This is a genomic window from Meiothermus sp. Pnk-1 (assembly GCF_003226535.1).
In the GTDB taxonomy this organism is placed as follows: Bacteria; Deinococcota; Deinococci; order Deinococcales; family Thermaceae; genus Allomeiothermus.
Genome location: NZ_QKOB01000003.1, coordinates 161440 through 187761, shown reverse-complemented (window position 1 = coordinate 187761; position 26322 = coordinate 161440). Strand labels below are relative to the sequence as shown.

The following is a 26322-nucleotide window of genomic DNA, read 5'->3' as shown; positions in this document are numbered from 1 at the left end:
CAGCGGATGAGGTGTGACGTTCGCGGAGCAAACATATGCCAACACATCAAGTCGTCGTGATCGGGGCAGGACCGGGAGGGTACGCCGCCGCCATCCGCGCGGCCCAACTCGGGCTGGATGTGGCCTGTGTGGAACGGGAGCAGGCTTTGGGGGGAACCTGTCTGCGGGTAGGCTGCATCCCTAGCAAAGCGCTCTTGGAGGCTTCAGAGAAGTTCTATGCCGCCAAGGAGGGCAAGTTGGTCGGGGTCAAGCTGGGCGAAGTGCAGCTCGACCTGGCGGCGATGATGGCCCACAAGGACAAGGTAGTAAAAGCCAACACCGACGGGGTGAGCTTCTTGTTCAAGAAGAACAAGGTCACCCGTTACCTGGGCCACGGGCGGATTGTCGGGCCAAACCGGGTGCTGGTGGAAGGGCCCGAAGGAAGGGTGGAGCTCGAGGCCACCTACATCATCCTCGCTACCGGCTCCAAGCCCGCCCTGCTGCCCGGAGTGGAGGTGGACTACCAAACCATCGTGACCTCCGACCAGGCCATAGCTTTTGACCGGGTCCCGCAAAGCTTGCTGGTGATCGGGGGCGGGGTGATCGGCCTCGAGCTGGGATCGGTATGGAGTCGGTTGGGGGCTAAGGTGACGGTGCTCGAGTACCTCCCGCGCATCCTGGGGGGGATGGACGGGGAGCTTTCCAAAGCTGCCGAGCGCATCTTTAAGAAGCAGGGCCTCGACATCCGCACCGGCATGAAGGTGACCCGGGCTTACGTCAAGGACGGTCAGGGCGTGGTCGAGGTGGAAGGTGGGGAAAGTTTTGTGGCCGATAAAGTGCTGCTTGCCGCGAGCCGGGTTCCCAACACCGACGGGCTAGGACTCGAGAGCGTGGGGATTAGCCTCGAGCGGGGCCGTATTCCCATCAACGCTCACTGGCAAACCCAAATCCCTAATATCTACGCCATCGGGGATGTGGTGGTGGGGCCGATGCTGGCCCACAAAGCCCAGGAGGAGGGGGTGGCGGTCGCCGAGTATATCGCCACCGGGTATGGCCACGTAGACTATACCTCTATCCCCAACGTGGTCTATACCCACCCCGAGATCGCCTCGGTGGGCAAGAGCGAAGAGGAGCTCAGCGCCGAGGGCATCCCCTTCAAAAAGGGCAGCTTCCCCTTCTCGGCCAACGGGCGGGCTCGAGCCATCAACGATACCGAAGGCTTCGTCAAGGTGCTGGCCCACGCCGAAACCGACCGGGTGTTAGGGGTGCACATCATTGGGCCGCACGCCGGCGACCTGATCGCCGAGGCCGCGGTAGCGATGGCCTTCAAGGCTTCCGCCGAGGACATTGGCCGGGCTTCCCACGCCCACCCCACCCTGGCCGAAGCGGTGAAGGAGGCGGCCCTGGCCGCTTGGGATAAACCCCTACACATCTGACAACGGCACCTAGGGTCACGTCGTATACCCCGCGAGCCTCAAGGGCCGGCCGGGTGCCCCGCGCAGCCGCGGCTTGAGAGGCTTGGGGCGGGGTCTTGTACTAAATGCGGTTTCCCCCGCCCCGGCCCACGTAAAACAGATGGGTCAGGGCAATGGCCAATGCGTCGGCTACGTGGGTGGGTTTGGGGTTCTCCTTGAGCCCCAAGATGGCCCGCACCATGAAGGCCACCTGCTCTTTCTCGGCGTGCCCGTAACCGACCAGGGCCTGTTTGACCTTCATAGGCCCGTAACCGTAGACCTCGAGCCCCCACTCGTTGGCGGCCACGAAGACCGCTCCCATGGCCCAGCCCACCTTGTAGGAAAGTTCGTTTTGGCGGTAGAAAAACTGTTCTTCTACGGCGATGGCCTGCGGGCGGAACTCCGCGATGACGATGCGCAGGTTCTGAAAAATTTCCCCTACCCGCGCGGGCGCCGGGTCACTGCGGTCGGTTTTGATGAGCCGGGTATGGAGTAGCTTGTGGGTCTTCCCTACCTGCTCCACCACGCCTAGCCCCATATTGGTGATGCCGGGATCGACGCCGAGGACAGTCATAAAGTCGAGCACCGGTTTCCGGGCTCCGGTGTTTGGGGGGCTCGGTTCCGCTTGGCTTAGTTGCCCCGCTTGGGAGGGTAATCCCCGTCGCCATAGCGGATAAAGGCCGGAATCTCGAAGTTGGTGAGGTCCACGCCGCTGGTAGGAAAATCTACCAGACGGGTTCCAGCAGGCTTGGCGATCACCCCGCTATCCCCAAAGCCAGCGGCGATCAGGATCACGCGCAACTCGTCCTGGGCTCGCTCGTCGTAGGTCACCCCATAGAGGATGTCCACGTCCTCGTTGCCGGTAGCCTCACGAATATGCTCGACCACCGCGGCCGCTTCCATCAGCGAGAGGTCTTCCGAGCCTACCACGTTCAGGAGCAGGCGGCGGGCCCCCTCGATGGAGCGATCTAACAAGGGGCTTTGGGTGGCGGTGCGCGCGGCTTCTTCGACTTTGTTCTCGCCCCGCCCTGCGCCGATCCCCATCAGCACCGGTCCGGCGTTCTCGAGCAACGTCCGCACGTCGGCAAAGTCCACGTTGATCAGACCGGGCAGATTGATCACATCGGTGATGCCCTTGACCCCGTGGTAGAGTACCCGGTCGGCGATCAGAAAAGCATCCTTGAGCGCGACCTTCTTGTCGACGGCGCTGAGGAGGCGGTCGTTAGAGACCGCTACCATCGCGTCCACCCGTTCGCGCAGCTTCTTGATCCCTTCGTCGGCGGCCCGCGAGCGCTTGGGGCCCTCGAAGGAGAAGGGCCGGGTCACCACGCCCACGGTAAGGGCGCCCAGATTTTTGGCCACCTCGGCCACGACAGGGGCGCTCCCGGTCCCGGTGCCACCCCCCATCCCGGCGGTGATGAACACCAGGTCGGCGCCGTCCAAGTGCTCGGCGATGAGGTCTTGCGCCTCGAGCGCGGCCTTCTCCCCGATCTCCGGATTGGCCCCAGCCCCCAGGCCCCGGGTGAGCTTGTCGCCGAGCTGCACCCGGATGTCGGCCAGGCTCTTCGCCAAGACCTGCGCGTCGGTGTTGGCGGCGATGAACTCCACGCCGGAAAGCCCCGACTCGATCATGCGATTGACGGCGTTGTTGCCGGCTCCACCCAGCCCGATGACCTTAATGACGGCTCCGTCCATGCGAATAGCTCCTTTGCCTTAAAAGAAGTCCTTGAACATGCCTTTGATCCGCTCCCACAGCCCACTACCACTACCAGCTTCCTCGCTGCGGCTGGGCTTGGGGGCGCGGGGGCTGCTTTTGCTCAGCGGATGGCTGACTTCACGCGAGGCTGCGTAGCGCACCAGCCCCACCGCGGTGGCGTGGGTGGGCGAAGCTACCACATCTACCAAACCGCTCACCCCCATTGGGCGGCCTAGCCGCACCGGCAGGTTGAACTGCTTGCGGGCTAACTCCTCCACTCCCCGCATAAGTCCGGTTCCTCCGGTGAGGATCACCTTACCCACGCTGATCTCGAGGGGGCCCAAAGCCTCGTCCACGCTCGAGCGGGCCATATGCAAAATCTCGCGCAGCCTTGGACGGATGATGCGGGCCAGCTCGGGCACCGGCACTACCCCGCCTTCTTGGTTGATCTCCAGCACCAGCTCGGGGTCGGCCAGCTCGGGCAGGGCTGCGCCATACTTTTTCTTGACCCGCTCCGCTTCCTCGAAGGGAATCTTGAGCAGTTGGGTGATGTCGTGGGTGACGTGGTCGCCGCCTAGAGGGATCACGGCCGAGTGCGAGAGGCGGCCCCCCTTGAACACCGCCACGTCGGTGGTGCCCCCGCCGATGTCCACCAGCATCACCGTCATGGACATCTCCTCGGGGGCCAGCACGGCTAGGCCTGAGGCGTAGGACTGCAAGGCCAGCCCGGCCAGTTCCACCCCGCTGTCCTCCACCGCTTTGCGCAGGTTGGCCAGCGGGCCGCGCCCGCTGGCCACCAGGTGTACATCCACCTCGAGCCGCACCCCAGCCATCCCGATGGGGTCTTTGATGCCTTCCTGCCCGTCCACCCGGTAGTCGAGTGGCAGGGCGTGGATTAGCTCGTAATCCCCCTCGAAAGGGTAGGCCTTGGCTTGCTCGATGGCCCGCTCCACGTCGGCAGCGGAGATGCTCTGGCCCCGCCGGATCGCGGCCAGACCGTGGCTGGTCACGCTCTTGACGTGGGTCCCGGCTACCCCCACATAGACCCGTTCGGCCTTGACCCCAGCCACCCGCTCCGCTTGGAAAAGGCTCTGTCGAATGGCTTCGGAGGTGCGCTCGAGGTTGACCACCACGCCCCGCTTGAGCCCCTGCGACGGAACGGTGCCTTCGCCAATGATGTCGAGAATACCATCGGACGAGAGTTCGCCAATCACCGTGCAGACTTTGGTGGTTCCAACGTCCAGTCCTACCACAATGCTCATCGGCGCTGGCTCACCCCCCACGAATAAACGTTGACCGTCATGGCACTTGCTACCGTCTTAGCGCTCGTCACCGTTTTGATGCTAGCGCCCATTTTGCCCCCTTGCGCCCACCTTTGCAACTCCATGATATTGGGCCCCCAGACCCGCACACCTTCCCACTCTAAGCTATATCCGGCCGGATTGAAGCTTATCTTTTGCACTTTGGGAAAGGTTTTGATCAGTACCAGGAGATCCCTTACTGGGACCACCCCTACGCCTTCGAGCACCGGCTTGATCAGCGCGGCTTTGGGCAAGAAAGTGCCGTCGGCGGCGAGCCCTTGACGCTGTTCTCCGCGCACTAAGGTGGCGATGGGCTGACGTTCTTCCAGCACGATTCGCAGCTTGCCCGCTTTGGGGCGCTCCAAACGCGCTTGCTTGACCCAAGGGTCCCCCTCCAGCCCTTTCAGTTTGTAAGGCCAGGCCCACAGCCAAGGGGTGCCGGGCTCGAGGCCAGTACGCTTGCGAACCTCGGCGGCGGAGAGGTGGTGGTTTCCGACCACCACGACCTCCTCGGTGGGTAGAAGTACCCGGCTGGCTACCCCCAACGTAGCCAAGCCCAAGACGATCAGCAACAGGCGAACGATCATCGGCTATCCTCTCCCACTTAATCGGGAAGGCCGTGCCTCGAGCTTCACCGGATGACCTCCTGGGGTTCCAGCTCACCCCAGATCTCCCATTCGACTTCCAGCGGGAGCACCGCCTGCACCCGCCGCAACAATGCGTACACCTCCTGGGCGGTGGCCCCGCCCAGGTTCACGATGAAGTTGCCGTGCTCGTGGCTGATCATTGCTTTACCGACGCTCATCCCTTTGAGCCCTCGCTGGTCGATGAGGCGCCCTGCCGAGTCGCCGGGGGGGTTCTTAAAGGCGCACCCGGCGCTTTTCCGCTTGGGTTGACCCTTGCGGGCGGCGTCCACCTGAGCGATCTTGGCCCGTACGGCCTCTTTGCCCAGCTCTTTGAGCTTGAGTTTGACCCGCGTCACGATCCCCCCTGGTGGCAACTCAGAGTGACGGTAGCGAAACCCCAACTCCTCAGGGCGGTACCGGTGGAAGGCACCATCGTGAAAAATCTCTACGGTGTCCAAAGCCTCGGCCATCTCGCCGAAACGGGTTCCGGCGTTCATCTTGACCGCTCCTCCGACCTGCGCAGGAACACCATAAAGCCCCTCGAGCCCGGAAAGCCCGGCCCGGGCGCTGTTTAGTAGAAGGGTCGGGACCATTACCCCCGCCCCTACCCAACCCTCAAAGCTCCACTCCTTGAAGATGCCCCCAAGCCGGATCACCCGCTCGGGCACCCCAGCGTCCGCGACCAAAAGATTGGAACCGTTTCCTAGGATGCGGTAGGGGGCTTCGGTGGCCTTGGGCAAGTCCTCCAGGGTCTCTACCGTCCACAGCTCGGCGGGTCCCCCCACCCCCAAGGTGGTATGGTTTTTGAGGAACACCCGTTCAACCTTCATCGGCTGGCCTCCCCGGGGCTTGGCCCCCCGTCATGCTCGCTCCTTGGCGCGCTCGAGCAGCTCATGCCCGAGCCTCCACACGTCTCCTGCGCCGATGGTCAGTACCAGGTCGCCATCCTTGATGTTGTTTTGCAGATAATCCAGCGCCTCGTTCCAACCCATAAACTTGGCGTTGTGTCCTTTTTCGATCAGCCTTTCGGCAATCATTCGCCCGCTGACGCCGGGAATGGGTGGCTCACCCGCCGAGTAAACTTCCAGCACCAACGCCTCGTCGGCCAGGCTTAACGCCTCGGCGAGCTCGGCCCAAAGCTGGGCTGTGCGCAGGTAGCGGTGGGGCTGGAACACCGCCCGCACCCACCGCCCAGTGCCTTTGGCGGCCTCCAGCGCCGAGCGTACCTTGGTAGGGTTGTGGGCATAGTCATCCACCAGCCAAGCCCCGCGAACCTCTCCCAACCGCTCAAAGCGGCGGTGGGCTCCGCGGAAAGCGGCCAGGGCTTTTTGGACGGCGGAGAAGGGGAGTCCCTCGACCAGGGCCACCGCCGTGGCCGCAAGGGCATCCACCACGTTGTGCAAACCCGGTACCCTGAGCTCCACCACCCCCAGGGGCTCGTTATTCCACACCACTTCGAAACGGCTGGCCATGGGGAAGAGGCCGAGGTTGCGGGCATGGCAGTGGCCCCGCTCGAGCCCGAAGCTCACCCGGTTCGGGTGAAGGAGTAGCCCTTCCAGCCCCGGCCACTCGGCGTTGTATACCAGCCGCCGGGCGTTGCGGGCGAAACGCCGCACCGCTTCTTGTAGCGAGGAGAAATCGGGGTGGTAGTTGGGCCGCTGTTCGGTAGGGGTACCTACGTGGTCGGGTTCAAGATTCAGCACCACTGCTACGTCCAGGGCTAGGTGGGAGAACCAGGGGTCGGACTCGTCCACCTCGGCGATGCGGTATCTGCCTTTACCGTGGCGAGCGCTTCCCCCCATCGAAGGCAGCTTAGCCCCCAGCACCACTGTGGGGTCGGTCCCGGCCTCGAGGAAGATCGAGGCCAGCATCGCGCTGGTGGTGGTCTTGCCGTGGCTGCCGGTCACCCCCAGCGAATAGCCCTGGGAGAGGATTTCTCCCAGCAGCTGAACCCGCCGCAGCGTGGGGATGTTGCGCCGCCGGGCCTCCATCAACTCGGGCTCGTGCTCAGGGATGGCGGTGGTGGCGACTACCCGATCCACCCCCTCTAGGTGGGTCGGATGGTGACCCTGGTAGATGATAGCCCCCTGTTTTTTGAGCCCGTCGGTCAGGTCGCTCATCTGGGTATCGCAACCGGAGACCTGGAAGCCTTCTTGCAAAAGGATGGCCGCCAGGCCGCTCATGGAGATGCCCCCGATGCCGATGAAATGGTAGTGGGGCGCTTTTGGCGAACTTCGCTTCACCCTGTGACCTCCCGAGCGTTTTTGTGCAAACTGACCTCCAGCACCATCCGGGCTAGCCGAAAAGCGGCTCCCTCAGGCGACAACTGGGCGATTGTATCACGCAGCGTTTGCCGCACCGAGGGCTCGAGCAGGGGAGCCAGGCTGGCTTGGAAGCCCTCCCAACCCTGCTCCAGCATATACGCTGCCCCCCGCCTGGCGTAAAAGCGGGCGTTGGCCAGCTGAGCCCCTCCGTCCAGCGCGGCAGGAAGGGGCACGGCTAATAGAGGAACACGGTGATAGGCGGCTTCGGCCAGGGTGGCAGCTCCCGCCCGGGTGATGGCCAGCTCGGCGGCGGAGAAGGCCAAAGCGGTGTCGAGGTAGCCGCGCACGGTATAGCCGCGCCAGTCCCCGCAGCGCTCTTGCATCAGCGACTCCCAGCGAGGGCCGCTTTGGTGAAGCACCTGATACTCGCCCAAAAGCGGCCTCAGGCGCTGGGGGAGATTCTGGTTAAGCTCCAGGCTGCCTTGACTGCCCCCTAAAACGAGGATCAGGGGTTTTTCTGGCTCGAGCCCCAGCGCGATTTTGGCTGCCCGGGGGTCATGCCTCTCCTCCCGCACGGGAAGGCCCACCACCTGGGCCTTGGCCTGCCAGGGGCGATGGAGTTCCATCGGCACCGCAAGCCCGATGGCCCGGGCGCCCGCCGCCAGCCACCGCGCAGAAAGCCCCAGCCGGGCGTTTTGCTCGTGGATCACGGTGGGTATTCCCATTCGCTGGGCGGCGAAAGCCAGGGGAAAGCCCGCGTAACCCACCGTCGAGAGGACCGCCTGAGGTTGCAGTTCCCGCAGGAGCTTTCCCGCTTCCCACAAGCCCCTGAGCACCTTAAAGCCTTCTTTGGGCCGCAAGGCTTCCCGCGAGAGCTTTCCTGCCGGGATGAGCCGGTAGGAGAACCCAGAGTTCGGTAACACCCTCTCCTCGAGCCCGCCCACCGCCCCCACATAGGTCACCTCCTGGCCGAGCGCCTTTAGGGCGCGGGCAGCGGCCAAGCCGGGGTAGAAGTGACCTCCGGTGCCACCGCCGGTGACTAAGATCATGCTCTTGCCTCCTTGGAGGGCGGATGGTTGTGTAAGGCCTGCCTAGAAAGGGCATGCAACAGCCCCAGGGCCAGCCCGGCCACGAGCATCGAGCTACCCCCGTAGCTGACCAGCGGCAGCGCGCTACCGCTTACCGGCAAAAACCCCATCACCACCCCGACGTTGTTGGCCGCTTGCAGGGTGAGGTAGGCGGTAAGCCCCAAAGCCATCACGCTGTTGGCCCCCTGGGTGCGGGCAGCAATTTGCATCCCTCGGGCGAAGATCAACCCAAAAGCCAACAGCACCATCAGCCCGGCGAACCAACCTCCGGCCCAGATCACCGAGGCCAGTACCATATCGTTATGCCCCTCGGGGAGGTGTGGGAGTGCTGCCCCTGGCCCGTGCCCTAAGGGTCCTGCCCCTACGATCACCTTCTGGGCTTGGGTGATTTGGTAGGCGGCACCGGTTACGTCGGCTTTTCCGCTGAGGGTGGCCACCCAGCCCTCGAAACGTTCGCGCACATAGCTGAAGCGATCTAGGTAAAAGCCCAGCATGGTCATGGCGATGAGGCTGGCCGAGGCCCCGATGGCCAGCAGCCTGCGCCAGGGAACCCCGATCACGATGAGCATAAAAGCCGCCAGGGCCAGGATGAACAGCCCGGTGTCAAAATCCGGTTCGATGATGATCAAACCTGCCGCCAGGCCCACCGCCAGCACCGGTCCCAAGATCGGGTAATCGGTGCCGCGTTGGTGGAAAAAAGCGGCCAGATAGATCACCATCGCTACTTTCATCAGCTCGGAGGGTTGAAAGTTGAAAAGGCGAAGGTCGAACCACCGGCGCACTCCGGCTGGCCCTTCGCCCATGAGTAGCACCGCGACCAGGAGCCCCAGCGCCACCAGATAGAGCACTCGAGCCTGGCGGGTCAGGAAGCCAGGGGAGAGCCAGCAGGTCACCAGCGTCACCAGCAGCGCCACGCCCAGCCGGATGAGGTGGGAACCCTGCAGGCTTGGCTCGGCCACCCCCACCCCGAGGAGGGAGAAGCCCATCAGCAGGAGCTGGGCGGTGAGCAAAATAGGGTCTATGGTCTACCCCCTTCCCACGCCGTTGCCCCTAGCTCGAAGGCCACCCGGCGAAACACCTGCGAGCGCTCCTTGTAGTCCTTGAACTGGTCGAAGGAAGTGCCCATCGGGGCCAGGAGGATACTGCCCTCTGACAGCCTCGAGAGCCCTTCCTCTACCGCTTTGCGCAAGGTGGCCTCGCCGGTGGGCGCTTGAATCTCCACCACCTCGGCGCACTCCCGGAAGGCTTGGGCCATCCGGGGGCCATCTTCGCCAATGGCCAAAACCACCCGAACTCGCTCCGCTACGATGCGCTCGAGCCCTGTGGTAGGGGCTCCCTTGTCCCGCCCCCCCAGGATCCAAGCGATAGGGGCTGGCGCAGCTTGCAAAGCCGCCTTCACCGCGTCGTAGCGGGTGGCGATGGAATCGTCGATAAAGACCACCTGTCCTTTACGGGCGAAGGCGTCGAAGCGGCCCGGAAGCCTGGGGGCCGTCGTTTCGGCCTCGTCCAAGACCAGCTCATCCACGGCTCTCCCGGCTATGCGGGCATAGGCCCGGGCCGCTTCCCGGGCGGCGCGCAGGTTGGTCTGCCGCGGATCCGCCCCCGGATGAAAGGGGTACTTTTGGGCCGGGGAAGCCTGGACGGCTTGGGCGATCTTGCGGTCCTCGGCGTTATAGACCAGGGCATCCTGGGGGGTGAGGTTGCGAATTAGGTTGAGCTTGGCGGCGTGATAGGCCTCCAGGGTGTGGTGCCGGTCCAGGTGGTCCACCCCCAGGTTCAAGAGCACCGCCACCCGTGGGCGGAAGTGTACGACGCGCTCGAGCTGGAAGCTGGAGAGCTCGGCCACCGCCACCTCGGCCTCTTCGATGATGTCCAGCAGGGGCGGGTCCAGGTTGCCCCCCTCGAGCGCTTTGAACCCCAGCGCCCGCAGAAAGTGGGCCGTTGCGACGGTAGCAGTGCCCTTGCCCGCCGTTCCGGTGATGCCTACGATGGGGGTGCTCACCATGCGGTATGCGAGTTCGGCCTCCCCGATGACCTCAGCCCCTCCTTGCCGCAACCGCAAAAGCCGAGGGTGATCCAGCGGTACCCCGGGGGCAGCGATGACCTGTTGGTACTCCCCGGGCTTGGGGTCGTCGTTGAAAGCAAACCCCAGTTCGGCCGCCGCCAGGTATTCGGCTTCCTTGGGGTTCTCGTCAAAGCAGTGGGCCTCCATCCGGTGGCGGGCCAGGAAGCGCAGCACCCCCATCCCGCTGCGGCCTAGCCCGAAGACCAGGCGTTCGGCCCTCCTCATCTCAGCCCTCCCCAGAGCCCTACCGCAAGCGCCGTGCAGAGTGCGGTGACCACGGTAAAGCGGAAGACCACCTTGCTCTCCTCCCACCCGGCGAGCTCGAAATGGTGATGGATCGGGCTCATCCGAAAAAGGCGCCGCCCGGTGCGGCGGAAGTAGGTCACTTGGATCACCACCGAAAGCACCTCGAGCACAGGGATAAGGGCCGCTAGCGGCAAAAACCACAGCTTCCCCTGCAGGATGAAAAGCCCCGCGACCAGCACCCCCAAGGCCTGGCTGCCGGTGTCGCCCATGAAGACTTTAGCCCTGGGCGAGTTGTGCCAGAGGAAACCCAAAAGCGCTCCGATGAGGCTTTGGGCCAGGGCTAGCCCGGCAAAAGGCAAAAGCAGCACCAGGGTAACGCTGCTGAGAAGCCCGTCCACCCCATCGGTGAAATTGAAGGCGTTGGCCGCTGCTACGATGGTCAGGGTGATGATGACGATATCGAGGGCTTGCCCCAGGTAGGGCGCGGCGAGTTGGCGCTCGGCCCATAGCGCGAAGACCAGCGCCATCAGAAACTGCAACCCTAGCTTTTCCCTGGCCCTGAGCGGGCGCTTCAGCATCCCGGCTAGGTCGTCGGCCAGACCCAGCAGGGCGAAGCCCAATCCCAGCAGCCAAAGCCCGGCATAGCGATCCCCGCCCGCCAGGAAATACACCACGGCGGCCCCCAGCAAAAACGCCACCCCGCCCATGCTCGGGGTGCCAGATTTGCTGAGGTGAGCTTGCGGGCCATCCAGACGTACCGATTTGCCCAACTTCAACGAGCGCATCAGGCCTATCCACAGGCCTACCAAGAACCAAGAGAGAACTAGGGCGGCGGCGATGCTCATCGAACTCCTTTACTGTTTGATGAGGCGAGCTGAAGATCGAAGGAAAGCCGAAGGAGTTGCCCATCTCGCAGGGCATACACCCCTTGGGCGTCAGCGGCCAGGTCGGTAAAGGCTCCGGCCAAAAAGCGAAGGATGAGCCCGCTACGGCTTAGCTGATAGATACCCTCCGGGGTCAGCAGATACAAGTCGTCCGCCAGGGCGACAGCGCTTGGTTCCGCCGGGAGCGGGAACCACACCCCCTCCGGCCAGCGGTAGGCTTCGCGCTTGGTCAGGGCGACTACATAATCTTCGTCACCTACGATCTTGTCGAAACTTCCGTCGGCGATCTTGCGATATCCGGCGTAAAGCGCTTTCCCGTCCACCCAATACAGGCCCCTGCTTGTGTGGATCGCATCGCTGGCGGTAAGGGCAAAACGGCCACCTTCCGGAGTAAAGAGGCCAAAGTCCCCGCCCAGCACCACCTTAGGACGTACCTGCATGAACTTCGGCACGCCGGGCAAAGGGAGGCTCTCTTTGAGGAGGCCGCTTTGGTAGACCAAAAGCTGGAAAGGATAGGCTGCATAGACCGTCTCGCCGTCCGCTGCGGCCAAGACGGGTGCTGCGGGTAGGGCGAACTGCTGGCTCCCCAGGCGTACCCAGCGGCCCTCAACTACCCCCCCCGCGATCAGCAGGGTTGGCTCTTTAGAGGCGGCCCCGGAGTGCGGGGCGCAGGCCGCTAGGGTCGCGGCCACCCCCATGGCCAAGAAGGCTTTGCGCGGATGCATGTTCCGAGTTTGCTCTAGCCCGGTTTGGAGGGTCTGAGAGTCACTGCGCATCCCAACCCTCCAGGAGCCGCTCGAGCCCGATGGAACGCGAGGCCTTCAGGTAGACCAGATCCCCGGCCTGAACGTAGGCTTTAAGGTAGGCTTTAGCCTCCTCTAAGGTTTCCAGCCCCACGCCCCCGGCCTCTGCGGCTTGGGCTGCGGCGAATTTCCCCACGAACACCACGTCTGGGCTTACCGAGGTGGCCAAGCGGGCGGCCTCGAGGTGGTAGGCCAGGCTCTCCTCCCCCAGTTCACGCATCTCCCCCAACACCAGCCACTTCCGGCCCGGGAGGTGGCGCAGGAACTCCAGCCCCGCCCGTAGCGATAGAGGGTTGGCGTTGTAGGCGTCATTGAGGAAGGTCAGGCCGTGCTTCTCCTGGCGCTCCATGCGCCCATGGGGAAGCTTCAACCGGGAGAGGCGCTCGATCACCGGCTCGAGCGCCACCCCCACCAACTCCGCTACCGCCAGCGCAGCCAGCGCGCCGAGCAAGGGGCCAAAGCCCGGATAGGGGAGATGCACCCGCCGCCCGTTGAAGCGGAACCGGGTGGAATCTAGGCTCAGCTCGAGGTCCGTGGCTTGGAAATCTCCGGCCTCGATCCCGTAGGTTTTGAGGCCGGGCAGGCTGACCAACTCGGCTGCCTGGGTGCTGGCCAAGCGAACGTGGCTCGAGGCCAAAAGCCTGGACTCTTCGCGAAGCACGTTTTCCAACGTTCCTAGCCCTTCCAGGTGTTCAGCTCCCAAGGCGGTGAGCACGCCCAGCTGGGGCTGGGCCAAGTAGCATAGCTCGCCCATCTCGCCCAGACGATCGATGCCCAGCTCGACCACCGCCCCCGCGGAGCGAGGGTCGAGGCGGAAGAAAAACTGCGCCAGTCCCGGGGCGTTGTTGAGGTTTCCCTCCGGCTTGGGCCAGTCCAGCCCTTGGGCGATGGCTTCTTTGGTGGTGGTCTTGCCTGAGCTGCCGCCTACCCCTACCACCACCCCGCTGAACTCCTGGCGCAGGGCGTGGCCCAGCTCGAGCAGAGCCCGCGCAGGGTCTACCACCTGGACCGCCCCGGGGTGGGCCTGGTCGGTGAGCACGAAGGCAGCTCCCGCCTGGAGGGCGGCTTGGGCGAACTCCCGCCCGTGGACCCTGGCCCCCGGCAGGGCTATAAAGGCCGATCCCGGCCTGACCGTTCGTGAATCCCAGGTCAGGTCTAGGGCGGGCCTCACCGGTGGGTGCACGGTTCCCTGGGTGACCTGCGCTACCCATTCCGGTGTTACTTCCCTAACTGGCGTCATATACACATCATGCACAAAACCCTCACCGAGAATCCAGTGTACCGGGTTTGGTGGTCTCTGCCGGAGGTACTCCCCAGTAGGCAAAGAGCCCTGCGGCGATTTGGCGGAAAATCGGGGCGGCGACCCAAGCCCCGTGGATGCGTCCACCCTTGGGGTAGTAGACCACTACCACCACCGTGGCCCTGGGTTCTTGGGCAGGGAGGAATCCGGCGAAGAGGGCGGTAAAGATCTCGTTGGAGTAGCGCCCATTGACCACCACCTGGGCAGTGCCGGTCTTACCGCCCAGTTGGTATCCCGGCAGCTGGGCTTCTTTGACCACCACCTGGGCCAGCGCGCTGCGAAGGCGGCGGGCCACCTCGGGCCGGAATACCGGCTCGGGAACCGGCTTGCTCGTCGGTTCGAAGAGGGTGGGGGGGACGTAATCTCCGTCGTTGGCTAACGCGTTATAGGCAGCGGTGAGGTGAAGAGGGGTGATGAGGAAGCCTTGCCCAAAGGTGTGATTGGCGTACTCGACCTCGCTCCAAGCGCTCGCCGGGCGCATCCGAGGGGCTGCCACCTTGGCGATGGCCATCGGCTCGGGGTCGTTGAAGTGCAAAGCGGTGAAGTAACGCTCGAGCACCGCAGGGTTGATCCGCTTGGCTAAGGTGCTGATTCCCACATTGGAGGAATATTTGAGCACTTCCTGGAGGGTCAGCACCTTGGGGTGCGGTACCACATCGTTGATGGTCCAACCGCCGATCCGGCGGCTCATGGGGGCTTCGACCTGGGTATCGAGGGAAGCTGCACCCTCGTTCAGAAGGGTGGCGGCGGTGAGGGCCTTGATGGTCGAGCCGGGCTCGAGCGCCACCCGGAAAGCGTGATTGCGCCAGGAGAGGTCTTGGCTGGGGTCGCGCCGGGGGGCCGAGGGGTCGAAGGCCGGACCGTTGGCCACCGCCAGGAGTTTGCCGGTTTTGGTCTCCATCACCAGGGCCGAGCCCCACTCCGCCCCCGAGGCCTCGAGACCCTGCCACAGGGCTCGCTCGGCCAGAGATTGGATCACCGGATCGAGGGTGAGCTGCACGTCCAGACCTTGCGAGAGGGTGGGTTCAAGGTCGCGCTCGAGCCCCTCCAAGCCTCGCAGGCTGCCGCGCTCACCGTAGCCCAGCACCTGGGCAGCCGACACCCCCAAAGGGTAGAAACGCTGGCCCTGTTCGGGGGTTATAGCCAGCGGTGTGCCATCCGAGGCTAACAAGCGCCCCCGCAATCCGCCTTGGGCCTCCTGGGCCGGAGGTCGGAAGGTAAGCCGGGGGGATTGCTGCACTAGCTGGTAGAGCCCCAGGCCCATCAGGCCAAGATAGAGGAGGCTGCCAAACAGCACTACCCAGACGCGGTTCAGACTGGCTTGACTCATGGCTTACCCCCTTGCTTGATCCACTGTCCCAAGCTCATCGGTATGTAGCCGTTTTCTTCGGCCCACTTGCGCAGTTCCAGGGGGGACATCCGCGCATAGCGCTGCAGCAGCAGCCGGGTCTCTTGGGTTTTTAAGGCCTGTTCGCGCTGTTCGAGGGTTTCTAATCCCAGGCGTTGCGCCTGGTTCCAATGCCCGATGGCCAGTAACAAAGCCAGCAATCCTAGGTAGACGAACGCCCAGCGCAAGCCCACCCGCATGGCCGGGGTCCAGTTCATGCGGCCTCCCTAAGCCGTTCGGCGGCGCGCAGCTTGGCGCTACGGGCTCGAGGGTTCTTGAGGGCTTCTTCCTCGCTAGGCTCGAGCGGCTTCTTGGTAAGCACCCGCAAGCGCGGTTCGTTGCGCAGAAAATGCTTGACGATGCGGTCTTCAAGGGAGTGAAAGCTGATCACGACTAGCCGCCCCTGGGGCGCCAGCACGTTCACGGCGGCCTGGAGCAGCTCTCGCAGGGCCCCTAGCTCATCGTTCACGTAGATACGCAAGGCCTGAAAGGTCTTACGGGCAGGGTGACCGGCTCCCCGGAAGCCCGTAGCCCGCCGCACGATCTCAGCGAGTTCGGTGGTGGTCTGGATGGGTTTTTTTCGGCGGGCTTCCTCGATGCAGCGGGCGATGCGCCAGGCCTTGGACTCCTCTCCCAGCTCGCGCAGGATGCGGGCGAGCTCCTCCACCTCGAGCTCGTTGACCACCTCAGCGGCGGTTCGGCCCTCCTTGGCCATACGCATATCGAGGGGGCCTTCTAAGCGATAGCTGAAGCCGCGCTTGGGATCATCGAAGTGGAAGCTCGAGACCCCTAAGTCGGCGAGTACCCCGTCCACCTGCCGAACGCCACAAGATTGGAGCTCGGCTTGAAGGTAACGGAAATTGGCCTCTACCAACGTGAGTTGTTCCGGAGATAGACCTGGAAGCAGGAAATTCCGAGCCCTTTCGATGGCGGCAGGATCTTGATCGAACCCCACTACCCGGCCTCCCCGTTGCAAGATGCCCTGGGTATGGCCGCCTCCGCCCAAGGTTGCGTCCACATAGAGCCCCCCGGGTTTCACGTTCAGGTATTCCAGGGCTTCGTGGTAAAGGACGGGGCTATGGAAGAGGGGTTTGTCCATAAATCAACCAACCAACGTTTTGAGGGCTTCGGGGGCCGGGGGATTTTCCAGGACCTTATTGATGCTCTCCCACCACCTCGCCTCGCTCCACAGCTCGAGCCGGGTGGGCGCCCCGGCTACTACCACATCGTTGGATTCCTCCATCGCCGCGAACTTGCGCAAAGGGGGAGGGATCATCACCCGCGAGGCGCTGTCCATCTGGGTTTTGTAAGCTCCCGAGTAGAAAAAGCGCACGAATTTTTGGGCTTCCATATCGGTGAGGGGAAGGTTTAAGAGTTGCTTCTCGATGTTGGACCAGGTTAAGAGGGGGAACATGTACAAGCAGCCCTCGAGCCCGCGGGTGATCACCACACCGTCCTCCACGAAGTTACGAAAGGCTTGAGGGATTACAACCCTTCCTTTGTCGTCAAGGCTGTATTGGTATTCACCAAACGGCATCTCTCACCCGGGCCTAAAAACTGCGTTCTGAAGGGAGGTTGTGTCTTTATCTGAGCACTTTCCCACCCGAAGGGTTGTTCTGTACCTCAGGTTACCACGGTTGTACCACGTTTTACCACTTGCTCCCACTTCTATCCCACTACCCTACCACCAGGCCAAAGCGTAACGCTCGGCGGTAGGGGGCTGGATTTGGGGGGCATGAGGTGGTGAGGGCAAAAAGACCGCCTTAGGGATAGGGGCGGGTCAAGCTGTTTGTCAGTGGTAGCCTTGATCTACCTCGCTGCCCGATTTGCTTCTGAGTCCGCTATTTCTGCGGATTAACACTTGGGGCTTAATACTGTTTTAATATTGGCGCAGGCGAGATGCGATATGACTAACGCCGTCCAAGGCGGTATGTGTAATGCTCTACGGTATTGGTCAGTAGCCGTATTAAGTAGAACGAGCTGGAATCAAGTGGTGTGAAGCGCGGCGGCAAGCGTAAAAAGGCTGTGTTCGGGTGGAACTGAGCGCGGCCTTTTCGATGATGAGGGTGGGTCATGCTATTTGTCAGAATTGTCCATTCTGGGTCGCGCTATTTGTCAATTTGATTCACGCTATTTGTCAGAAGTGGGCTTGTATGAGGATTCTGAGAACGGGGCTGACGTTGCGGATAAAACTGTCTATCTCCGCCCTGATCGCGCGTATGGCATGTGGTGGCGAGCCTGTAGGGCCTGCCGCTGGCCCCAGTCCGGATGTCCAAGCTGGGGCGCTCTCATAATCCAGCCTGGGCCTCCAAATCCCCTCGAATGTCCAAGCTGGTTGACTGGGATGTCCAAGTTGGATTTTTGCCTTAAGCTTCGAATTTCTTGCCGAAGGATTGAATGAAAAACATTTTTCAAATTTACACACACGATGTCCAAGCTGGCGCTGAGGTGTCCAAGCTGGATTTCTACCGCCCTGATCGAGTTTTCTTTTTCTGCTGCGCGACAAACCTCACTTTCTAAACTCAGTAGAAGTTGTCCATCCTGGTTTCCAAGTTGGATTATGAGAACCCGACCTTAATCTTTGTCCTGAACGTTCTCGGGTGGGGCTATTCTTCCTAGACCAGACCATAGTGTGGCTGGCTGTGGGTAACTGCGAAATAGGAACCGGCCCCTCAGGTGGGGCCGGGCTGGGGCTTGGTGGGGGGATAGTAGCGGCGTTCTAGCCAGAGCGCTTGGCGGGTCTGCTCTATGAAAACGTCGAGGTCAGGAGAAGGAGGTTCGTGGAGCCAGTGGCGGATGAGGGCGGCATACTGCTGCAACGGGCTGAGGGGTTCCGCCAGCCGCGTCGCTAGCCCCCGATCGGAAAACCCAGCTTTTCGAGCACGCCCTCGGTGACGCGTTGGGCGAACCCGGGATATTCGGCTAGCAGAGCATCCCATGCCTCCCGCTGGTCGCGGTCGATGATTGCCCGGGTGAAGCTGGCAGCCGCCTCTGTGGGGCTCTTGCGGGCCCTTGCGATGGTTGCGTCGATCTGTTGGGCAGATGGGCGGCTGAAACGATAGCTTACGCCCTCGTGCTCAAAGGTGTAGAAGGCTTTCTCCATGTGGCTCCTTAGCTTAGGCAGGTACGCCGTCGGTGATGATGTCGCCGAGGATCTCGAACTCCAACTCTACCGTAGGGCCCTCGGTGTCCTGTTCGATGCCGGAGAAGCTACGCTTGGTGAACTTGACGGCCTCAAGGGTATCGGTGCTGACCACGCCGTCCCCCTTATCGAACGAGACGATGATGTTCACCGGGTCGATACCGTACAGGCCTTTGGCCTTGACATCGGCATCCTGGATCAGGCGCTCGTACTCTTCACGCATCAGCGAGAGCTTGCCCGAACCCTGCTTGTTACCCAGGGTATAGCCACGAGTCTTGCGGCCCTTCCCGTACTTGCGGTTGAGCTTTTGCTCGTCGCTGTACTCGATAGAATCGACGTCTACCAGGGTCCCACCCTTGAGCTTGATGGTGATGTGCTCCCAGTCGTAGTAGCGTCCGTTAACCATGACTTACCTCAAGCGGTTTTGAAGGGATTCTCGAGCCCGAGATCGAGGATGATCTCCCTCGAGTAGCCCTTGGGCACGATGCGCACGCGGATGGTGATCTGCGAGGTGGCGAGGATATCCTGGCCGGGCGGGATCACCACCGTAGCCCTCACCGCCTCGCCGCGCGCGATCATGGCGTTCAGCGACTGCTGGGCGTCGGCCTCCATCGCCTTCAGTGTGGCGCTGGCCGCCGTGGGGTCCTGGTCCTGCTGTACGTAGGGCAGGAGGGCCTGCCGCACCTGCTGGACCGCCTTGTTGACCACCCGCCGGTTGGCGATGACCTTGAAGTCGGAGGTGGGCGCGGCGGCCATCCGGTCCTCCACCACGAACACCCCGGAAAGGCCCTCGAGTTTGTAGACCGTGGTGAAGCCGGCCTGCTCTAGGGCCAGGGCGTGAGCATTGGTGAACGTGGTGGACTTAACCGTGCCGCTGATAACGAAAGGGGCGATCTCCACTACACCAGGCAGCGGCCCAGGCCGTACCCAGGAGGCCTTGACGTGTACCGGGCTAGCACTTAGGCGGGCCCCGATACGTGCAGCCAGGCTCTGTACCTCGATGCGCCCGGTGAGGGTGTCGACCACCTCGCCGTAGGCGGCCACGACCGCCACGTGCTTGGAGCTGAAGCTAGCCATCTCGGCCAGGCGAGCGTTGACCCAGGTGTCCACGTCGGTAGCCGCGTCCGGAGGCACGGTTTCGGCCAGGAAGAAGATGTAGCGGAAGTTGTTGGCCGCTTCGACCGCCAGAGCGTCCAGCGCGGCCCACGTGGCTGCGTCGGAGGGCTGGGCGAGCTGGATGTACTCATAGAGCAGGTTGGTGTTGAGGGCGGCCCGAATCGCGGCCTGGGCGCTACTTACCGAGAGCTTGGGGGCGGTGGCGTTGAACTTGTATACCGAGTCCAGTACATAGTTGCCCACGGCGCAGTTGAGCGTCAAGCCCGTACCCGGAATGGTATAGGTGGCGGCGGTAGCGATCTGCGCCGACACCGTGTCTCCGCCGTCCAGGCTGTAGGTGAAGGCGCTGGTGCCGATAGCTCCGGCCTTGGTGATGGTCACCACCAGCTCGTAGGCGTCAAGCGGGTTGCCGGTGATGGTGACGGCCGGGGTGGTGGGGTTCGCCGCGTCGGGGGTGACCACGCCCGCCACGTCCGCGCTGCCGCGCACCGCGTAGACCTGACCGCCGCCGAAGGCGAGCTGATCGGCCACCGCGCGGGCCAGCGGGCCGGTGCCCAGCTTGCTCGGCACGTCGCCGAGGTCGGACACGGCGACGACCTGGTTCACGGGCCCCGCGCTGGATACCCCCACAATTACCCGCTGCCCGTCACCTGCGGGTGCGACGATGCCAAGCCCGCCGTCCTGGATTTCTGGATATACGCCCGGTAGACGTGCCATTACTCAACCCTCCCGTCGGTGGGGCCTTTGAGGAAGCGCTCGACTGCGGCCCTGAAGGCCGCTTCGGTGACCCGCTGGCCCTCGGCCCACCGTTCGCGCACCTTCACGCCCGCCAGCGCCCAGGCCGGGGTGCCCAGCGTTTTGGCGTGCTCTTCGATGGTGGGGTTCAGGGGCTTCTCGCCGCCTTTCTCTTCACTCGCCATCTGCTCCTCCTTCGATCTCTGCTTCGATCTGGATCTCGATCGGGACCCAGCCGTGCTCACGGAAAATCGCCAGCTCAAACGGGAAGTCCAAAATGACCGCGTTCTGGGACACCAGGATGCCCTCGTTGTCGACGTACGAAATCCCAACCGGGCCGCTTGGGAACTCCAGCGGCTGTCCGTTCGGGTGAGTCAGGGTGTTGTCGTATAGGAACTCTAGGATGCCCTGTAGAAGCTGAGCGAGCTCGGCCTGGTCTCGGGCGAAGAGCGTCAGGCGCAGATTTCCGCTCCCCTCCCACAGCCGCCGTATGGTGGGATCCTGGTCGGCGCGGACGCGGCTGCCGTCGCGGGTCATCCGGCCCGAAACGGGGTAGAGGTAGGCCGCCACGCCGCTGGGGTACTCCTGGTCAGGGACCTGCGTCTGCAGGATGTAGCGTTCGGGCAGGCCAGCGTGCCGCAGGGCATTGATGAGGTGCTGGCGGGCGATCTCGAAGGTCATAGCGTGTCCAGCCCCCCCTTGAGGATGCGCTCGATCTCAACCTGGTCCTCCCGGGAGATTCCCAGGAAGGGCCGCGCCGGGATGTCGCCGAAGGGGATGGCCTGGCCTCTGGAGGTCCGGCCGAAGGCCCCGGCTTTGGCCCCGAACTGGTGGGTGGCGGCATAGACCACGTTGGTCCCTACCGCGACCGTGGTGCCGTTGACCGTGAATGCGATGGAATTGCGCAGCCGTGCGGTTTGGATCAAGATCTTGCGATTCACTAGCCGACGCTCGGCGCTCTTGCGTAACCGTCCAGAGCGAGTGAAGTCCCGCTTGCGTGGGGCGATGGTGGAGGCGGCCAGGGGCTGCCAGGGGGTGCCGTCGGGGGCCTTCTGCTCGTTGAAGCGACGGATACTACTGGAGACCAGCGCCTCGCCGATCTTGCGGGCTGCGGGGCGTAGGGAGAGGTCGCGCATGCTGCGCAGCCGGCGCTCGAGGCCCTCGAGGTCACCGCTGATGCGCACGCCCATCAGAAGTCCTCCAGGCTGTCCCGGCTGAAGCGCCGGGGTTGCGCCGTGATGCGGGGCTTGGACCCTCCGTCCACCTTGGCGCCGTCGGAGCCCTGGAGCCCGTTGGCGAAGGTGAGCGAGGCCTTGCCGGTCGCCACGTCCTTGAGCCAGGACACCGCCAGCCGATACTGATCGATCACGCTCTCGTCGGCGCTGCCGGGCCGGATGCCGCGGCGCAAGAACAGGCGGTAGACCGCGATGTCCAGGGTGCGGGCCTTCAGGACCGGGGGCACCTCGGGTAGGGGCAGCGTGTAGCGCTGGGCGAGATAGGAGTTCACCTCGGATTCGGCATCCTGAATACGTTGCTCGATGCGCTCCTCGCCCGCGGGCGTGATGGCCCCCTGGCGCTCGTCGTCCACCAGGTACTTCAGCACGTCCTCGGCGATGGCGTTGCCGATGTCATTGCGGGTAATGTACGCGCCCACGCTGCCCCCGAAGCTCTGACTGCTGGCTGCTAGGCCTCCTCGCCGGTCGAGCCGTACATGAGCTGGGGGAACCCATAGCCCGCGGCCTTCCGGTCGTCGTAGCCGTAGAGGTACTCGTCCTTGTGGAAGACGTTGGGATCCTCCGGGTTGTCCAGGGCTACGAACTCGGGCTCCTTGCGGCGCTGGAAGATCAGGGGCTTGACCGGTTTGGTGGTGTCGGCGAGGAACCACATATCGGCGTAGGGCCCGGTCAGCTCGGGTAGCACCAACACCCGCGCGGCCCGGTAGTTGGGGTTATCGGCCCCATTGGCGAGCTGCTGTACGCCGACGATGCCCAGCGCTGTGGCCCGGTTGGTGGGTCCCACCACCAGCAAAGGGGCCATATCTCCTTCCCCCATGAACACCCGCAGGGGCTGCCCGGCGGCGTTCTTGAGGCTCTGCATTTGGGCCAGGGCGGCCTCGAAGTTGGCGGCGCTGAGCTTCTTGGTGCCCTTGTTGGAGAAAGTGACGCCCTTCTTGACCGGGTGATCGGTGGCGAAGAAGGTTTTCCCGTCCCAGCACTTCTCGCTGAAGCCAGCGGGCAGCAGGCCGAAGACCAGCTCGTCGGGGCTGTAGGCCACCTGAGCTCCCAGGGCCTCGAACATGGGTCGATATACCCCGAGGTTATCGTCCTCGATGTGAGAGCGCTTGACGCCCACGGTCAGTTCGAACTGCTTGTTGCGGATGGTGTATTCGGCCTCGGAGATGTTGTGGATGACCCGGTCGCCGACCCATTCGCGCATACCGGGGATGTCCTTCAGCCACCCATAGGTGTTTTCACCGGTGGTACTGGGAGCCAGCATGGCGAGCTGGCTCCAGCGAGGGGTGGCTTGGCTCATGCCGAGTGCGGCCAGAGCGCGGAAGTTTTTGCGCAATGCTTGCAGATTCGCGGAGTTGATGATCACGGTATCACCTCAGTCAAAACCCGACCTTGACCCAAACCCCATCGGCGTCCACCGCCCAGACCTTCCCGGCTACGGAGCGGGTGCCGCCGCCGTTGGTCTTGGCTACGGTGGAGTCGTCCACGATGTAACAGTCCGAGCCGATGTCGGTCTCGGCGATGGCATCGCCAGCGGCCGAGTTGTCGAAGCGGTAGATGCCGGGCTCGACGTTTACGCGCTTGGCGCCATCCGCGCCGCCGGTGTTGTCCACCGTCTCGGTGGCCAGGCCCAGGGCCACCAGGTTGAGCGCAGTGCTGCCGGGGGCGGCATAGCCGCCGTTGCGGACCACTAGGGTGCCCTGGTAAATCTTTACGTTGGCCTTGACCGGCAGGTTGAGAATTTCCCCCTTGCGGCGGGGGGTGTCGCGGGCTTCGGTGGCAGCGGCCATCACTTACCTCCGTATTTCTTGAGCTCGTCTTCGGAGAGGCCCAGCAGCGAGGCGACGTGGAGGTCGGCCTCGAGTACGGCGACCCCGTCGGTGGGCTTGGCGGGGGTGGTGATCGGGGCGGTGGGCACCAGCCTGGGCATCATCTCGAGGGCGGCCCTGGTGCCCTCGAGGTCTTTGGCGGCCTGGTCGCGCCAGAACTTGATGCGGGCATCGTCCTGAGCCGGGATGCGGCCGTCCTCAAGCGCCTGCCGGATGAGGGTCTCGATCTGCTCCTTCTTACGTTCGGAGGCCTGGGCCTCCAGCGCCTGGCGGAGCTGGTTAACCTGTTCGACCAGGCCCTCGTTGGCCGCCATACGGATGATGCGCCCGCGCAGCTCGGGCGTCAGCTCGGGTGAGCTGATCTCGAGCGTCTGCATAAGCAGATCGCCCAGCCTGGCCTTTCCCTGGACGGCCTCGAGCGCGGCCTTGACCTGCTCGTCGGTAGCGTCCTGGGGAAGGCCCAACATTTGCTTGAGCCAATCCATCTTTTCCTCCAATCCGATCCGGCGTTGATGGTCGGTGCCGGGCCGATTCGTTAGCGCGTGACTGTGGTAGCCCACGACATGCCCATCCTCGGTGTAGTACAGCACCGGGGAAATGAACGCAAAACCGCCCTGTGCCGCCTTCTCCTGGCCCAGTGGGGTCCACTCCACGATCCCGTAAACCGTGTCCCCCTCGACTTCCACGTCATGGATGAAGCCCATCGCAGGGGCTTCGGCGGCCTTGCCCTCCTCGACCTTGAGGGTGGCGTGGTGGAGGTCGATCACGAACGGCACGCCTTTCTCCCGCAGTTGGGCCTTGACCCGCTCGAGGCTGTCCGCATCGAAGCGGAAGCGCATGCTCCCGCCGTTGGCGGTGAACTCCCCGAAGGGGTGAAGCGGCACGCGCGCGGGCAGGGCCCCCTCCGAGAGGGAGATACGGGTGAGGAGCTGGGCGAAGCGGTTCTCCATGCTCTTCAAGCAGCGGGCCGCCTGGCGAAGCGCTTGATGAGCACCTCGTAGGTGCCGACGCTGAGCCCAAGAGTGGTGGCAAAGCAGATCAACACCGCCACGATGTCGGCGCTGCCGCCCAGCGAGCTCACCACGGTGGCGATCGCGCTGAAAATACCCGCCACCACCTGCGGCCTCTCCCTGACCCAGGAGATCCAACCCTTGACGAGCTGGACGAAGAACGAGATCAACGGCCCCCACACCAGGCAGGGGTCTGCCGACGCAGGGCCGGTGTGGTTTTGGCCCTGGGCCAGCACCAACGCACACGCCAGCGCCAGGATGATCGTTGCGGTTCGCTTCACACGCCCTCCTCTGACCAAAAGCCGGACCCCCAGGGGGGTTCCCCGGGGGTCCTCTGGCTAGGTTATGGAGAGTTTACCACGCAACGCTGGGCTGAGTGTACACCCTCAGCGTGGCGACGTCCCTCAAGGGGCGATGGTGCAGTACGAGTTCCACCCGGTGCCCGGCTTTCCCGCCCGGCTGATCGCGATGGTGAGCTCGCCGATGCCGAACGACGCGTTGCCAATGAAGGCCATGTAAATCGGGCCGAAGGCTTTTTCGTACTGCCCCCGGCCGCGCTCCAGCAGCACCTCCATTCGGCTGACGAACCAGCCCTCGATCTCGGATGCCACAGCGGGTGACGCCCCGAGACAGCTCTGCAGAACGATGCCGACCACCAGGCCCAGGGCGAATCCGCTGTTCCCGATGTCCGAGCCCTGGGGAAGTGTGACTCCGGACTTGAAGACATGCGTGGTGCCCTTCGCCACTGCCAAGAACCATTCGACCATAACCACCTGGTCGTTGGGGTCTCTGACCTGCAGGCGGTACTTGCGCTCGAGGCTGTGCCCGGCCAGCGGCGCACCGAGGCGCACGTGCTCGAAGCGGACGACCCGCCCCGCCTGCACCAACCTTGTGACGAGCTGCTTGTCGCTAATAGGCTTTCCGAGGACCAGGCCCCCGAGCACCAGGAACCCCAGCAAGACCACGTTTCGCATGTACCCACTATAGAACAGTTCGCATCTGCCTCTGGTTCAGATTTCGTGCTGATGGGCTACGCAGGCATTTCCTCGAGCAGGGACTCGAGGAACCTCCAGCCTCCTCAGGGGGACCAGGGCGTCAGAGCTGTCCCTGGACCATGATGACTTTTCCGACGATCTCGGCAACCTCGCTGGCGGGGATCATCGGCGGGGTGCTGTTGGTGTACATCGGGTTGAGGCTCATCAGGTGGGCCCCGAACCTGTCGACCTTCAGCGCTTTGCACACCGTGGTGCCGTCGACCAGGCGGGCCACCACCACTGAGCCGGAGTCACCCTTGTCGTTCAGGTTGGCGACGATGATGTCTCCGTCGCAGATCGGCCGGCGGCCGGCGCACATGCTATCCCCGTAGACCCGGTAGGCCGCCAGCCGTTTCCCCCGCGCAAATGCGGACTCGACGAAGATATACCCGTCGTCAACCTCGATGTCCTGACCAGGACCCGCTCCGACTACTCCCACGACCGGCACCCGGACTTGCGCGCGCGTGGTCATCAGCTCGCTGCCGGGAGCGTTGGGCATGAGCCGAAATATGAGATCCTGGATCGGCCGGTTCAGGGCGATCGCCAGCAGCTCGAGGGTCTCGATGGAGGGTTTGACCCAGGTACCCTTGGGCGAAACCCGGCCCCGGATAACGTTGTGCATGGTGGCTCGGCCAATTTTCGCGTACCGAGCGAACTCCTCAACGGATTGAATGCCTAGCTCATCCATCCGCTCCGCAATCCAATCATTAAACGGGCCCTCCAACGGCAACTTTCGACTCATAGGATTTTGCTCCGCAGAGTGTTGACACATGTGGACTACACGACTAGCATGGTAACAGCGTCTACATATGTGGACAAGTGAGGCATGACGTTCATGGCACTGGGGCAGAAATTGCGGCAGGCAATGCTCGAGCATGGGGACACGCCCAGCGATGTGGCGAGGAGGACGGGGCTGGCCCGCTCGACGGTATACGCCATCCTCAGCGGCTCGCGGGGGAAGCGCCCAACGCTGATGACAATCCAAAAGTTGGCCGACATCTACGGCCTCGATCTCCGTTTTTTTTCCTCCGAACCTCAACATATGCAGCCTACATCGCGAGGTGAGGAATGACCCAATTCGTTACGGTCGTGGAAGCAGCGAGGCTGCTTGGGGTTTCCGATAAAACCATT

31 protein-coding genes are annotated in these 26322 nt (G+C 63.5%); 2 read left to right on the top strand and 29 right to left on the bottom strand.

The window, feature by feature from the left end; genetic code table 11:
• Nucleotides 1-35 precede the first annotated feature (35 nt).
• Entirely contained in the window at nt 36-1415 is a 1380-nt protein-coding gene (gene lpdA, locus DNA98_RS05735) for a dihydrolipoyl dehydrogenase (protein WP_110527502.1), read from the top strand.
• Between the two features lie 100 nt (nt 1416-1515).
• On the opposite strand, the gene ruvC is transcribed toward lpdA, so the two are convergent.
• From ruvC to DNA98_RS05590, 29 genes are all read right to left on the bottom strand, one after another.
• Complete coding sequence (ruvC, locus tag DNA98_RS05730) at nt 1516-2007, bottom strand: crossover junction endodeoxyribonuclease RuvC (RefSeq protein ID WP_110528292.1); 492 nt, start codon at nt 2005-2007, stop codon at nt 1516-1518.
• 56 nt (nt 2008-2063) lie between these two features.
• Nucleotides 2064-3128: a cell division protein FtsZ gene (gene ftsZ, locus DNA98_RS05725; RefSeq protein WP_110527499.1), complete on the bottom strand. Its 1065-nt coding sequence runs from the start codon at nt 3126-3128 to the stop codon at nt 2064-2066.
• A gap of 18 nt (nt 3129-3146) precedes the next feature.
• Nucleotides 3147-4391, bottom strand: a complete 1245-nt coding sequence (ftsA, locus tag DNA98_RS05720; protein WP_110528290.1) for a cell division protein FtsA — start codon at nt 4389-4391, stop codon at nt 3147-3149.
• Entirely contained in the window at nt 4388-5017 is a 630-nt protein-coding gene (locus DNA98_RS05715) for a cell division protein FtsQ/DivIB (protein WP_110527496.1), read from the bottom strand. Before DNA98_RS05715 ends, ftsA begins: the two co-directional genes overlap by 4 nt.
• Before the next feature lie 44 nt (nt 5018-5061).
• Nucleotides 5062-5886 carry a UDP-N-acetylmuramate dehydrogenase gene (locus tag DNA98_RS05710; protein ID WP_110527493.1) on the bottom strand — a complete coding sequence of 275 codons (825 nt, stop codon included), beginning with the start codon at nt 5884-5886 and terminating at the stop codon, nt 5062-5064.
• A gap of 30 nt (nt 5887-5916) precedes the next feature.
• Nucleotides 5917-7299: a UDP-N-acetylmuramate--L-alanine ligase gene (murC, locus tag DNA98_RS05705; RefSeq protein ID WP_255418279.1), complete on the bottom strand. Its 1383-nt coding sequence runs from the start codon at nt 7297-7299 to the stop codon at nt 5917-5919.
• Entirely contained in the window at nt 7296-8369 is a 1074-nt protein-coding gene (locus DNA98_RS05700) for a glycosyltransferase (protein WP_110527490.1), read from the bottom strand. The genes murC and DNA98_RS05700 overlap by 4 nt, the downstream gene beginning before the upstream one ends.
• On the bottom strand, nt 8366-9430 hold the full coding sequence (locus DNA98_RS05695) for an FtsW/RodA/SpoVE family cell cycle protein (RefSeq protein ID WP_110527487.1): 1065 nt from the start codon (nt 9428-9430) through the stop codon (nt 8366-8368). Before DNA98_RS05695 ends, DNA98_RS05700 begins: the two co-directional genes overlap by 4 nt.
• Nucleotides 9427-10698, bottom strand: a complete 1272-nt coding sequence (gene murD, locus DNA98_RS05690) for a UDP-N-acetylmuramoyl-L-alanine--D-glutamate ligase (protein WP_110527484.1) — start codon at nt 10696-10698, stop codon at nt 9427-9429. Before murD ends, DNA98_RS05695 begins: the two co-directional genes overlap by 4 nt.
• Nucleotides 10695-11564, bottom strand: coding sequence for a phospho-N-acetylmuramoyl-pentapeptide-transferase (locus DNA98_RS05685; protein ID WP_110527481.1), 870 nt, complete (start codon nt 11562-11564; stop codon nt 10695-10697). The genes murD and DNA98_RS05685 overlap by 4 nt, the downstream gene beginning before the upstream one ends.
• Nucleotides 11561-12328, bottom strand: coding sequence for a hypothetical protein (locus tag DNA98_RS05680; RefSeq protein WP_110527478.1), 768 nt, complete (start codon nt 12326-12328; stop codon nt 11561-11563). Before DNA98_RS05680 ends, DNA98_RS05685 begins: the two co-directional genes overlap by 4 nt.
• A 40-nt stretch (nt 12329-12368) precedes the next feature.
• Nucleotides 12369-13646 (bottom strand): UDP-N-acetylmuramoyl-tripeptide--D-alanyl-D-alanine ligase, encoded by a 1278-nt coding sequence (murF, locus tag DNA98_RS05675; RefSeq protein WP_174719992.1) that lies wholly within the window; start codon nt 13644-13646, stop codon nt 12369-12371.
• 22 nt (nt 13647-13668) lie between these two features.
• Nucleotides 13669-15036 carry a penicillin-binding protein 2 gene (locus DNA98_RS05670; protein ID WP_110527471.1) on the bottom strand — a complete coding sequence of 456 codons (1368 nt, stop codon included), beginning with the start codon at nt 15034-15036 and terminating at the stop codon, nt 13669-13671.
• Nucleotides 15033-15311 (bottom strand): hypothetical protein, encoded by a 279-nt coding sequence (locus DNA98_RS05665; RefSeq protein ID WP_174719993.1) that lies wholly within the window; start codon nt 15309-15311, stop codon nt 15033-15035. The genes DNA98_RS05670 and DNA98_RS05665 overlap by 4 nt, the downstream gene beginning before the upstream one ends.
• Nucleotides 15308-16192 carry a 16S rRNA (cytosine(1402)-N(4))-methyltransferase RsmH gene (rsmH, locus tag DNA98_RS05660; protein ID WP_110527468.1) on the bottom strand — a complete coding sequence of 295 codons (885 nt, stop codon included), beginning with the start codon at nt 16190-16192 and terminating at the stop codon, nt 15308-15310. The genes DNA98_RS05665 and rsmH overlap by 4 nt, the downstream gene beginning before the upstream one ends.
• Nucleotides 16193-16195: 3 nt before the next feature.
• Complete coding sequence (mraZ, locus tag DNA98_RS05655) at nt 16196-16630, bottom strand: division/cell wall cluster transcriptional repressor MraZ (protein ID WP_110527465.1); 435 nt, start codon at nt 16628-16630, stop codon at nt 16196-16198.
• Between the two features lie 1311 nt (nt 16631-17941).
• The gene (locus DNA98_RS05650; protein ID WP_110527462.1) at nt 17942-18196 is read right to left on the bottom strand and encodes a hypothetical protein; all 255 of its coding nucleotides are present in this window, start codon (nt 18194-18196) and stop codon (nt 17942-17944) included.
• A gap of 13 nt (nt 18197-18209) precedes the next feature.
• On the bottom strand, nt 18210-18641 hold the full coding sequence (locus DNA98_RS05645) for a hypothetical protein (RefSeq protein ID WP_110527459.1): 432 nt from the start codon (nt 18639-18641) through the stop codon (nt 18210-18212).
• 8 nt (nt 18642-18649) lie between these two features.
• The gene (locus tag DNA98_RS05640) at nt 18650-20068 is read right to left on the bottom strand and encodes a DUF2586 family protein (RefSeq protein WP_110527456.1); all 1419 of its coding nucleotides are present in this window, start codon (nt 20066-20068) and stop codon (nt 18650-18652) included.
• On the bottom strand, nt 20068-20271 hold the full coding sequence (locus DNA98_RS05635; protein ID WP_110527453.1) for a hypothetical protein: 204 nt from the start codon (nt 20269-20271) through the stop codon (nt 20068-20070). The genes DNA98_RS05640 and DNA98_RS05635 overlap by 1 nt, the downstream gene beginning before the upstream one ends.
• A complete protein-coding gene (locus DNA98_RS05630) occupies nt 20261-20767 on the bottom strand; it encodes a hypothetical protein (RefSeq protein WP_110527450.1) in 507 nt (168 codons plus the stop codon). The genes DNA98_RS05635 and DNA98_RS05630 overlap by 11 nt, the downstream gene beginning before the upstream one ends.
• Nucleotides 20764-21276, bottom strand: a complete 513-nt coding sequence (locus tag DNA98_RS05625) for a phage virion morphogenesis protein (protein ID WP_110527447.1) — start codon at nt 21274-21276, stop codon at nt 20764-20766. Before DNA98_RS05625 ends, DNA98_RS05630 begins: the two co-directional genes overlap by 4 nt.
• Nucleotides 21276-21740 carry a gp436 family protein gene (locus tag DNA98_RS05620; RefSeq protein ID WP_110527444.1) on the bottom strand — a complete coding sequence of 155 codons (465 nt, stop codon included), beginning with the start codon at nt 21738-21740 and terminating at the stop codon, nt 21276-21278. Before DNA98_RS05620 ends, DNA98_RS05625 begins: the two co-directional genes overlap by 1 nt.
• Nucleotides 21741-21769: 29 nt before the next feature.
• Nucleotides 21770-22684, bottom strand: a complete 915-nt coding sequence (locus tag DNA98_RS05615) for a Mu-like prophage major head subunit gpT family protein (protein WP_129865615.1) — start codon at nt 22682-22684, stop codon at nt 21770-21772.
• Nucleotides 22685-22697: 13 nt separating this feature from the next.
• A complete protein-coding gene (locus DNA98_RS05610) occupies nt 22698-23108 on the bottom strand; it encodes a hypothetical protein (protein ID WP_110527438.1) in 411 nt (136 codons plus the stop codon).
• On the bottom strand, nt 23108-24097 hold the full coding sequence (locus tag DNA98_RS05605) for a phage protease (protein ID WP_110527434.1): 990 nt from the start codon (nt 24095-24097) through the stop codon (nt 23108-23110). The genes DNA98_RS05610 and DNA98_RS05605 overlap by 1 nt, the downstream gene beginning before the upstream one ends.
• Before the next feature lie 5 nt (nt 24098-24102).
• On the bottom strand, nt 24103-24438 hold the full coding sequence (locus tag DNA98_RS05600; RefSeq protein ID WP_129865616.1) for a hypothetical protein: 336 nt from the start codon (nt 24436-24438) through the stop codon (nt 24103-24105).
• A gap of 123 nt (nt 24439-24561) precedes the next feature.
• Nucleotides 24562-25131 carry a hypothetical protein gene (locus DNA98_RS05595; RefSeq protein ID WP_110527428.1) on the bottom strand — a complete coding sequence of 190 codons (570 nt, stop codon included), beginning with the start codon at nt 25129-25131 and terminating at the stop codon, nt 24562-24564.
• A gap of 121 nt (nt 25132-25252) precedes the next feature.
• A complete protein-coding gene (locus tag DNA98_RS05590; protein WP_158531609.1) occupies nt 25253-25933 on the bottom strand; it encodes a LexA family transcriptional regulator in 681 nt (226 codons plus the stop codon).
• 84 nt (nt 25934-26017) lie between these two features.
• Here DNA98_RS05590 and DNA98_RS18480 point away from each other — a divergent pair, with 84 nt between their 5' ends.
• Nucleotides 26018-26263: a helix-turn-helix transcriptional regulator gene (locus tag DNA98_RS18480; protein ID WP_129865618.1), complete on the top strand. Its 246-nt coding sequence runs from the start codon at nt 26018-26020 to the stop codon at nt 26261-26263.
• Nucleotides 26264-26322: the final 59 nt, after the last annotated feature.

Excerpts from the sequence above, each read along its gene's own strand:
- DNA98_RS05630 (WP_110527450.1), bottom strand. The coding sequence starts at position 20,767 with ATGACCTTCGAGATCGCCCGCCAGCACCTCATCAATGCCCTGCGGCAC.
- DNA98_RS05645 (WP_110527459.1), bottom strand. The coding sequence starts at position 18,641 with ATGGTTAACGGACGCTACTACGACTGGGAGCACATCACCATCAAGCTC.
- DNA98_RS05700 (WP_110527490.1), bottom strand. The coding sequence starts at position 8,369 with ATGATCTTAGTCACCGGCGGTGGCACCGGAGGTCACTTCTACCCCGGC.
- mraZ (WP_110527465.1), bottom strand. The coding sequence starts at position 16,630 with ATGCCGTTTGGTGAATACCAATACAGCCTTGACGACAAAGGAAGGGTT.
- DNA98_RS05650 (WP_110527462.1), bottom strand. The coding sequence starts at position 18,196 with ATGGAGAAAGCCTTCTACACCTTTGAGCACGAGGGCGTAAGCTATCGT.
- DNA98_RS05640 (WP_110527456.1), bottom strand. The coding sequence starts at position 20,068 with ATGGCACGTCTACCGGGCGTATATCCAGAAATCCAGGACGGCGGGCTT.
- rsmH (WP_110527468.1), bottom strand. The coding sequence starts at position 16,192 with ATGGACAAACCCCTCTTCCATAGCCCCGTCCTTTACCACGAAGCCCTG.
- DNA98_RS05715 (WP_110527496.1), bottom strand. The coding sequence starts at position 5,017 with ATGATCGTTCGCCTGTTGCTGATCGTCTTGGGCTTGGCTACGTTGGGG.
- DNA98_RS05610 (WP_110527438.1), bottom strand. The coding sequence starts at position 23,108 with ATGGCCGCTGCCACCGAAGCCCGCGACACCCCCCGCCGCAAGGGGGAA.
- DNA98_RS05665 (WP_174719993.1), bottom strand. The coding sequence starts at position 15,311 with ATGAACTGGACCCCGGCCATGCGGGTGGGCTTGCGCTGGGCGTTCGTC.
- DNA98_RS05595 (WP_110527428.1), bottom strand. The coding sequence starts at position 25,131 with ATGCGAAACGTGGTCTTGCTGGGGTTCCTGGTGCTCGGGGGCCTGGTC.
- ftsA (WP_110528290.1), bottom strand. The coding sequence starts at position 4,391 with ATGAGCATTGTGGTAGGACTGGACGTTGGAACCACCAAAGTCTGCACG.
- murD (WP_110527484.1), bottom strand. The coding sequence starts at position 10,698 with ATGAGGAGGGCCGAACGCCTGGTCTTCGGGCTAGGCCGCAGCGGGATG.
- DNA98_RS05670 (WP_110527471.1), bottom strand. The coding sequence starts at position 15,036 with ATGAGTCAAGCCAGTCTGAACCGCGTCTGGGTAGTGCTGTTTGGCAGC.
- ruvC (WP_110528292.1), bottom strand. The coding sequence starts at position 2,007 with ATGACTGTCCTCGGCGTCGATCCCGGCATCACCAATATGGGGCTAGGC.
- DNA98_RS05635 (WP_110527453.1), bottom strand. The coding sequence starts at position 20,271 with ATGGCGAGTGAAGAGAAAGGCGGCGAGAAGCCCCTGAACCCCACCATC.
- DNA98_RS05590 (WP_158531609.1), bottom strand. The coding sequence starts at position 25,933 with ATGAGTCGAAAGTTGCCGTTGGAGGGCCCGTTTAATGATTGGATTGCG.
- DNA98_RS05680 (WP_110527478.1), bottom strand. The coding sequence starts at position 12,328 with ATGCATCCGCGCAAAGCCTTCTTGGCCATGGGGGTGGCCGCGACCCTA.
- DNA98_RS05625 (WP_110527447.1), bottom strand. The coding sequence starts at position 21,276 with ATGGGCGTGCGCATCAGCGGTGACCTCGAGGGCCTCGAGCGCCGGCTG.
- DNA98_RS05710 (WP_110527493.1), bottom strand. The coding sequence starts at position 5,886 with ATGAAGGTTGAACGGGTGTTCCTCAAAAACCATACCACCTTGGGGGTG.
- murF (WP_174719992.1), bottom strand. The coding sequence starts at position 13,646 with ATGACGCCAGTTAGGGAAGTAACACCGGAATGGGTAGCGCAGGTCACC.
- ftsZ (WP_110527499.1), bottom strand. The coding sequence starts at position 3,128 with ATGGACGGAGCCGTCATTAAGGTCATCGGGCTGGGTGGAGCCGGCAAC.
- DNA98_RS05605 (WP_110527434.1), bottom strand. The coding sequence starts at position 24,097 with ATGGAGAACCGCTTCGCCCAGCTCCTCACCCGTATCTCCCTCTCGGAG.
- DNA98_RS18480 (WP_129865618.1), top strand. The coding sequence starts at position 26,018 with ATGACGTTCATGGCACTGGGGCAGAAATTGCGGCAGGCAATGCTCGAG.
- DNA98_RS05685 (WP_110527481.1), bottom strand. The coding sequence starts at position 11,564 with ATGAGCATCGCCGCCGCCCTAGTTCTCTCTTGGTTCTTGGTAGGCCTG.
- lpdA (WP_110527502.1), top strand. The coding sequence starts at position 36 with ATGCCAACACATCAAGTCGTCGTGATCGGGGCAGGACCGGGAGGGTAC.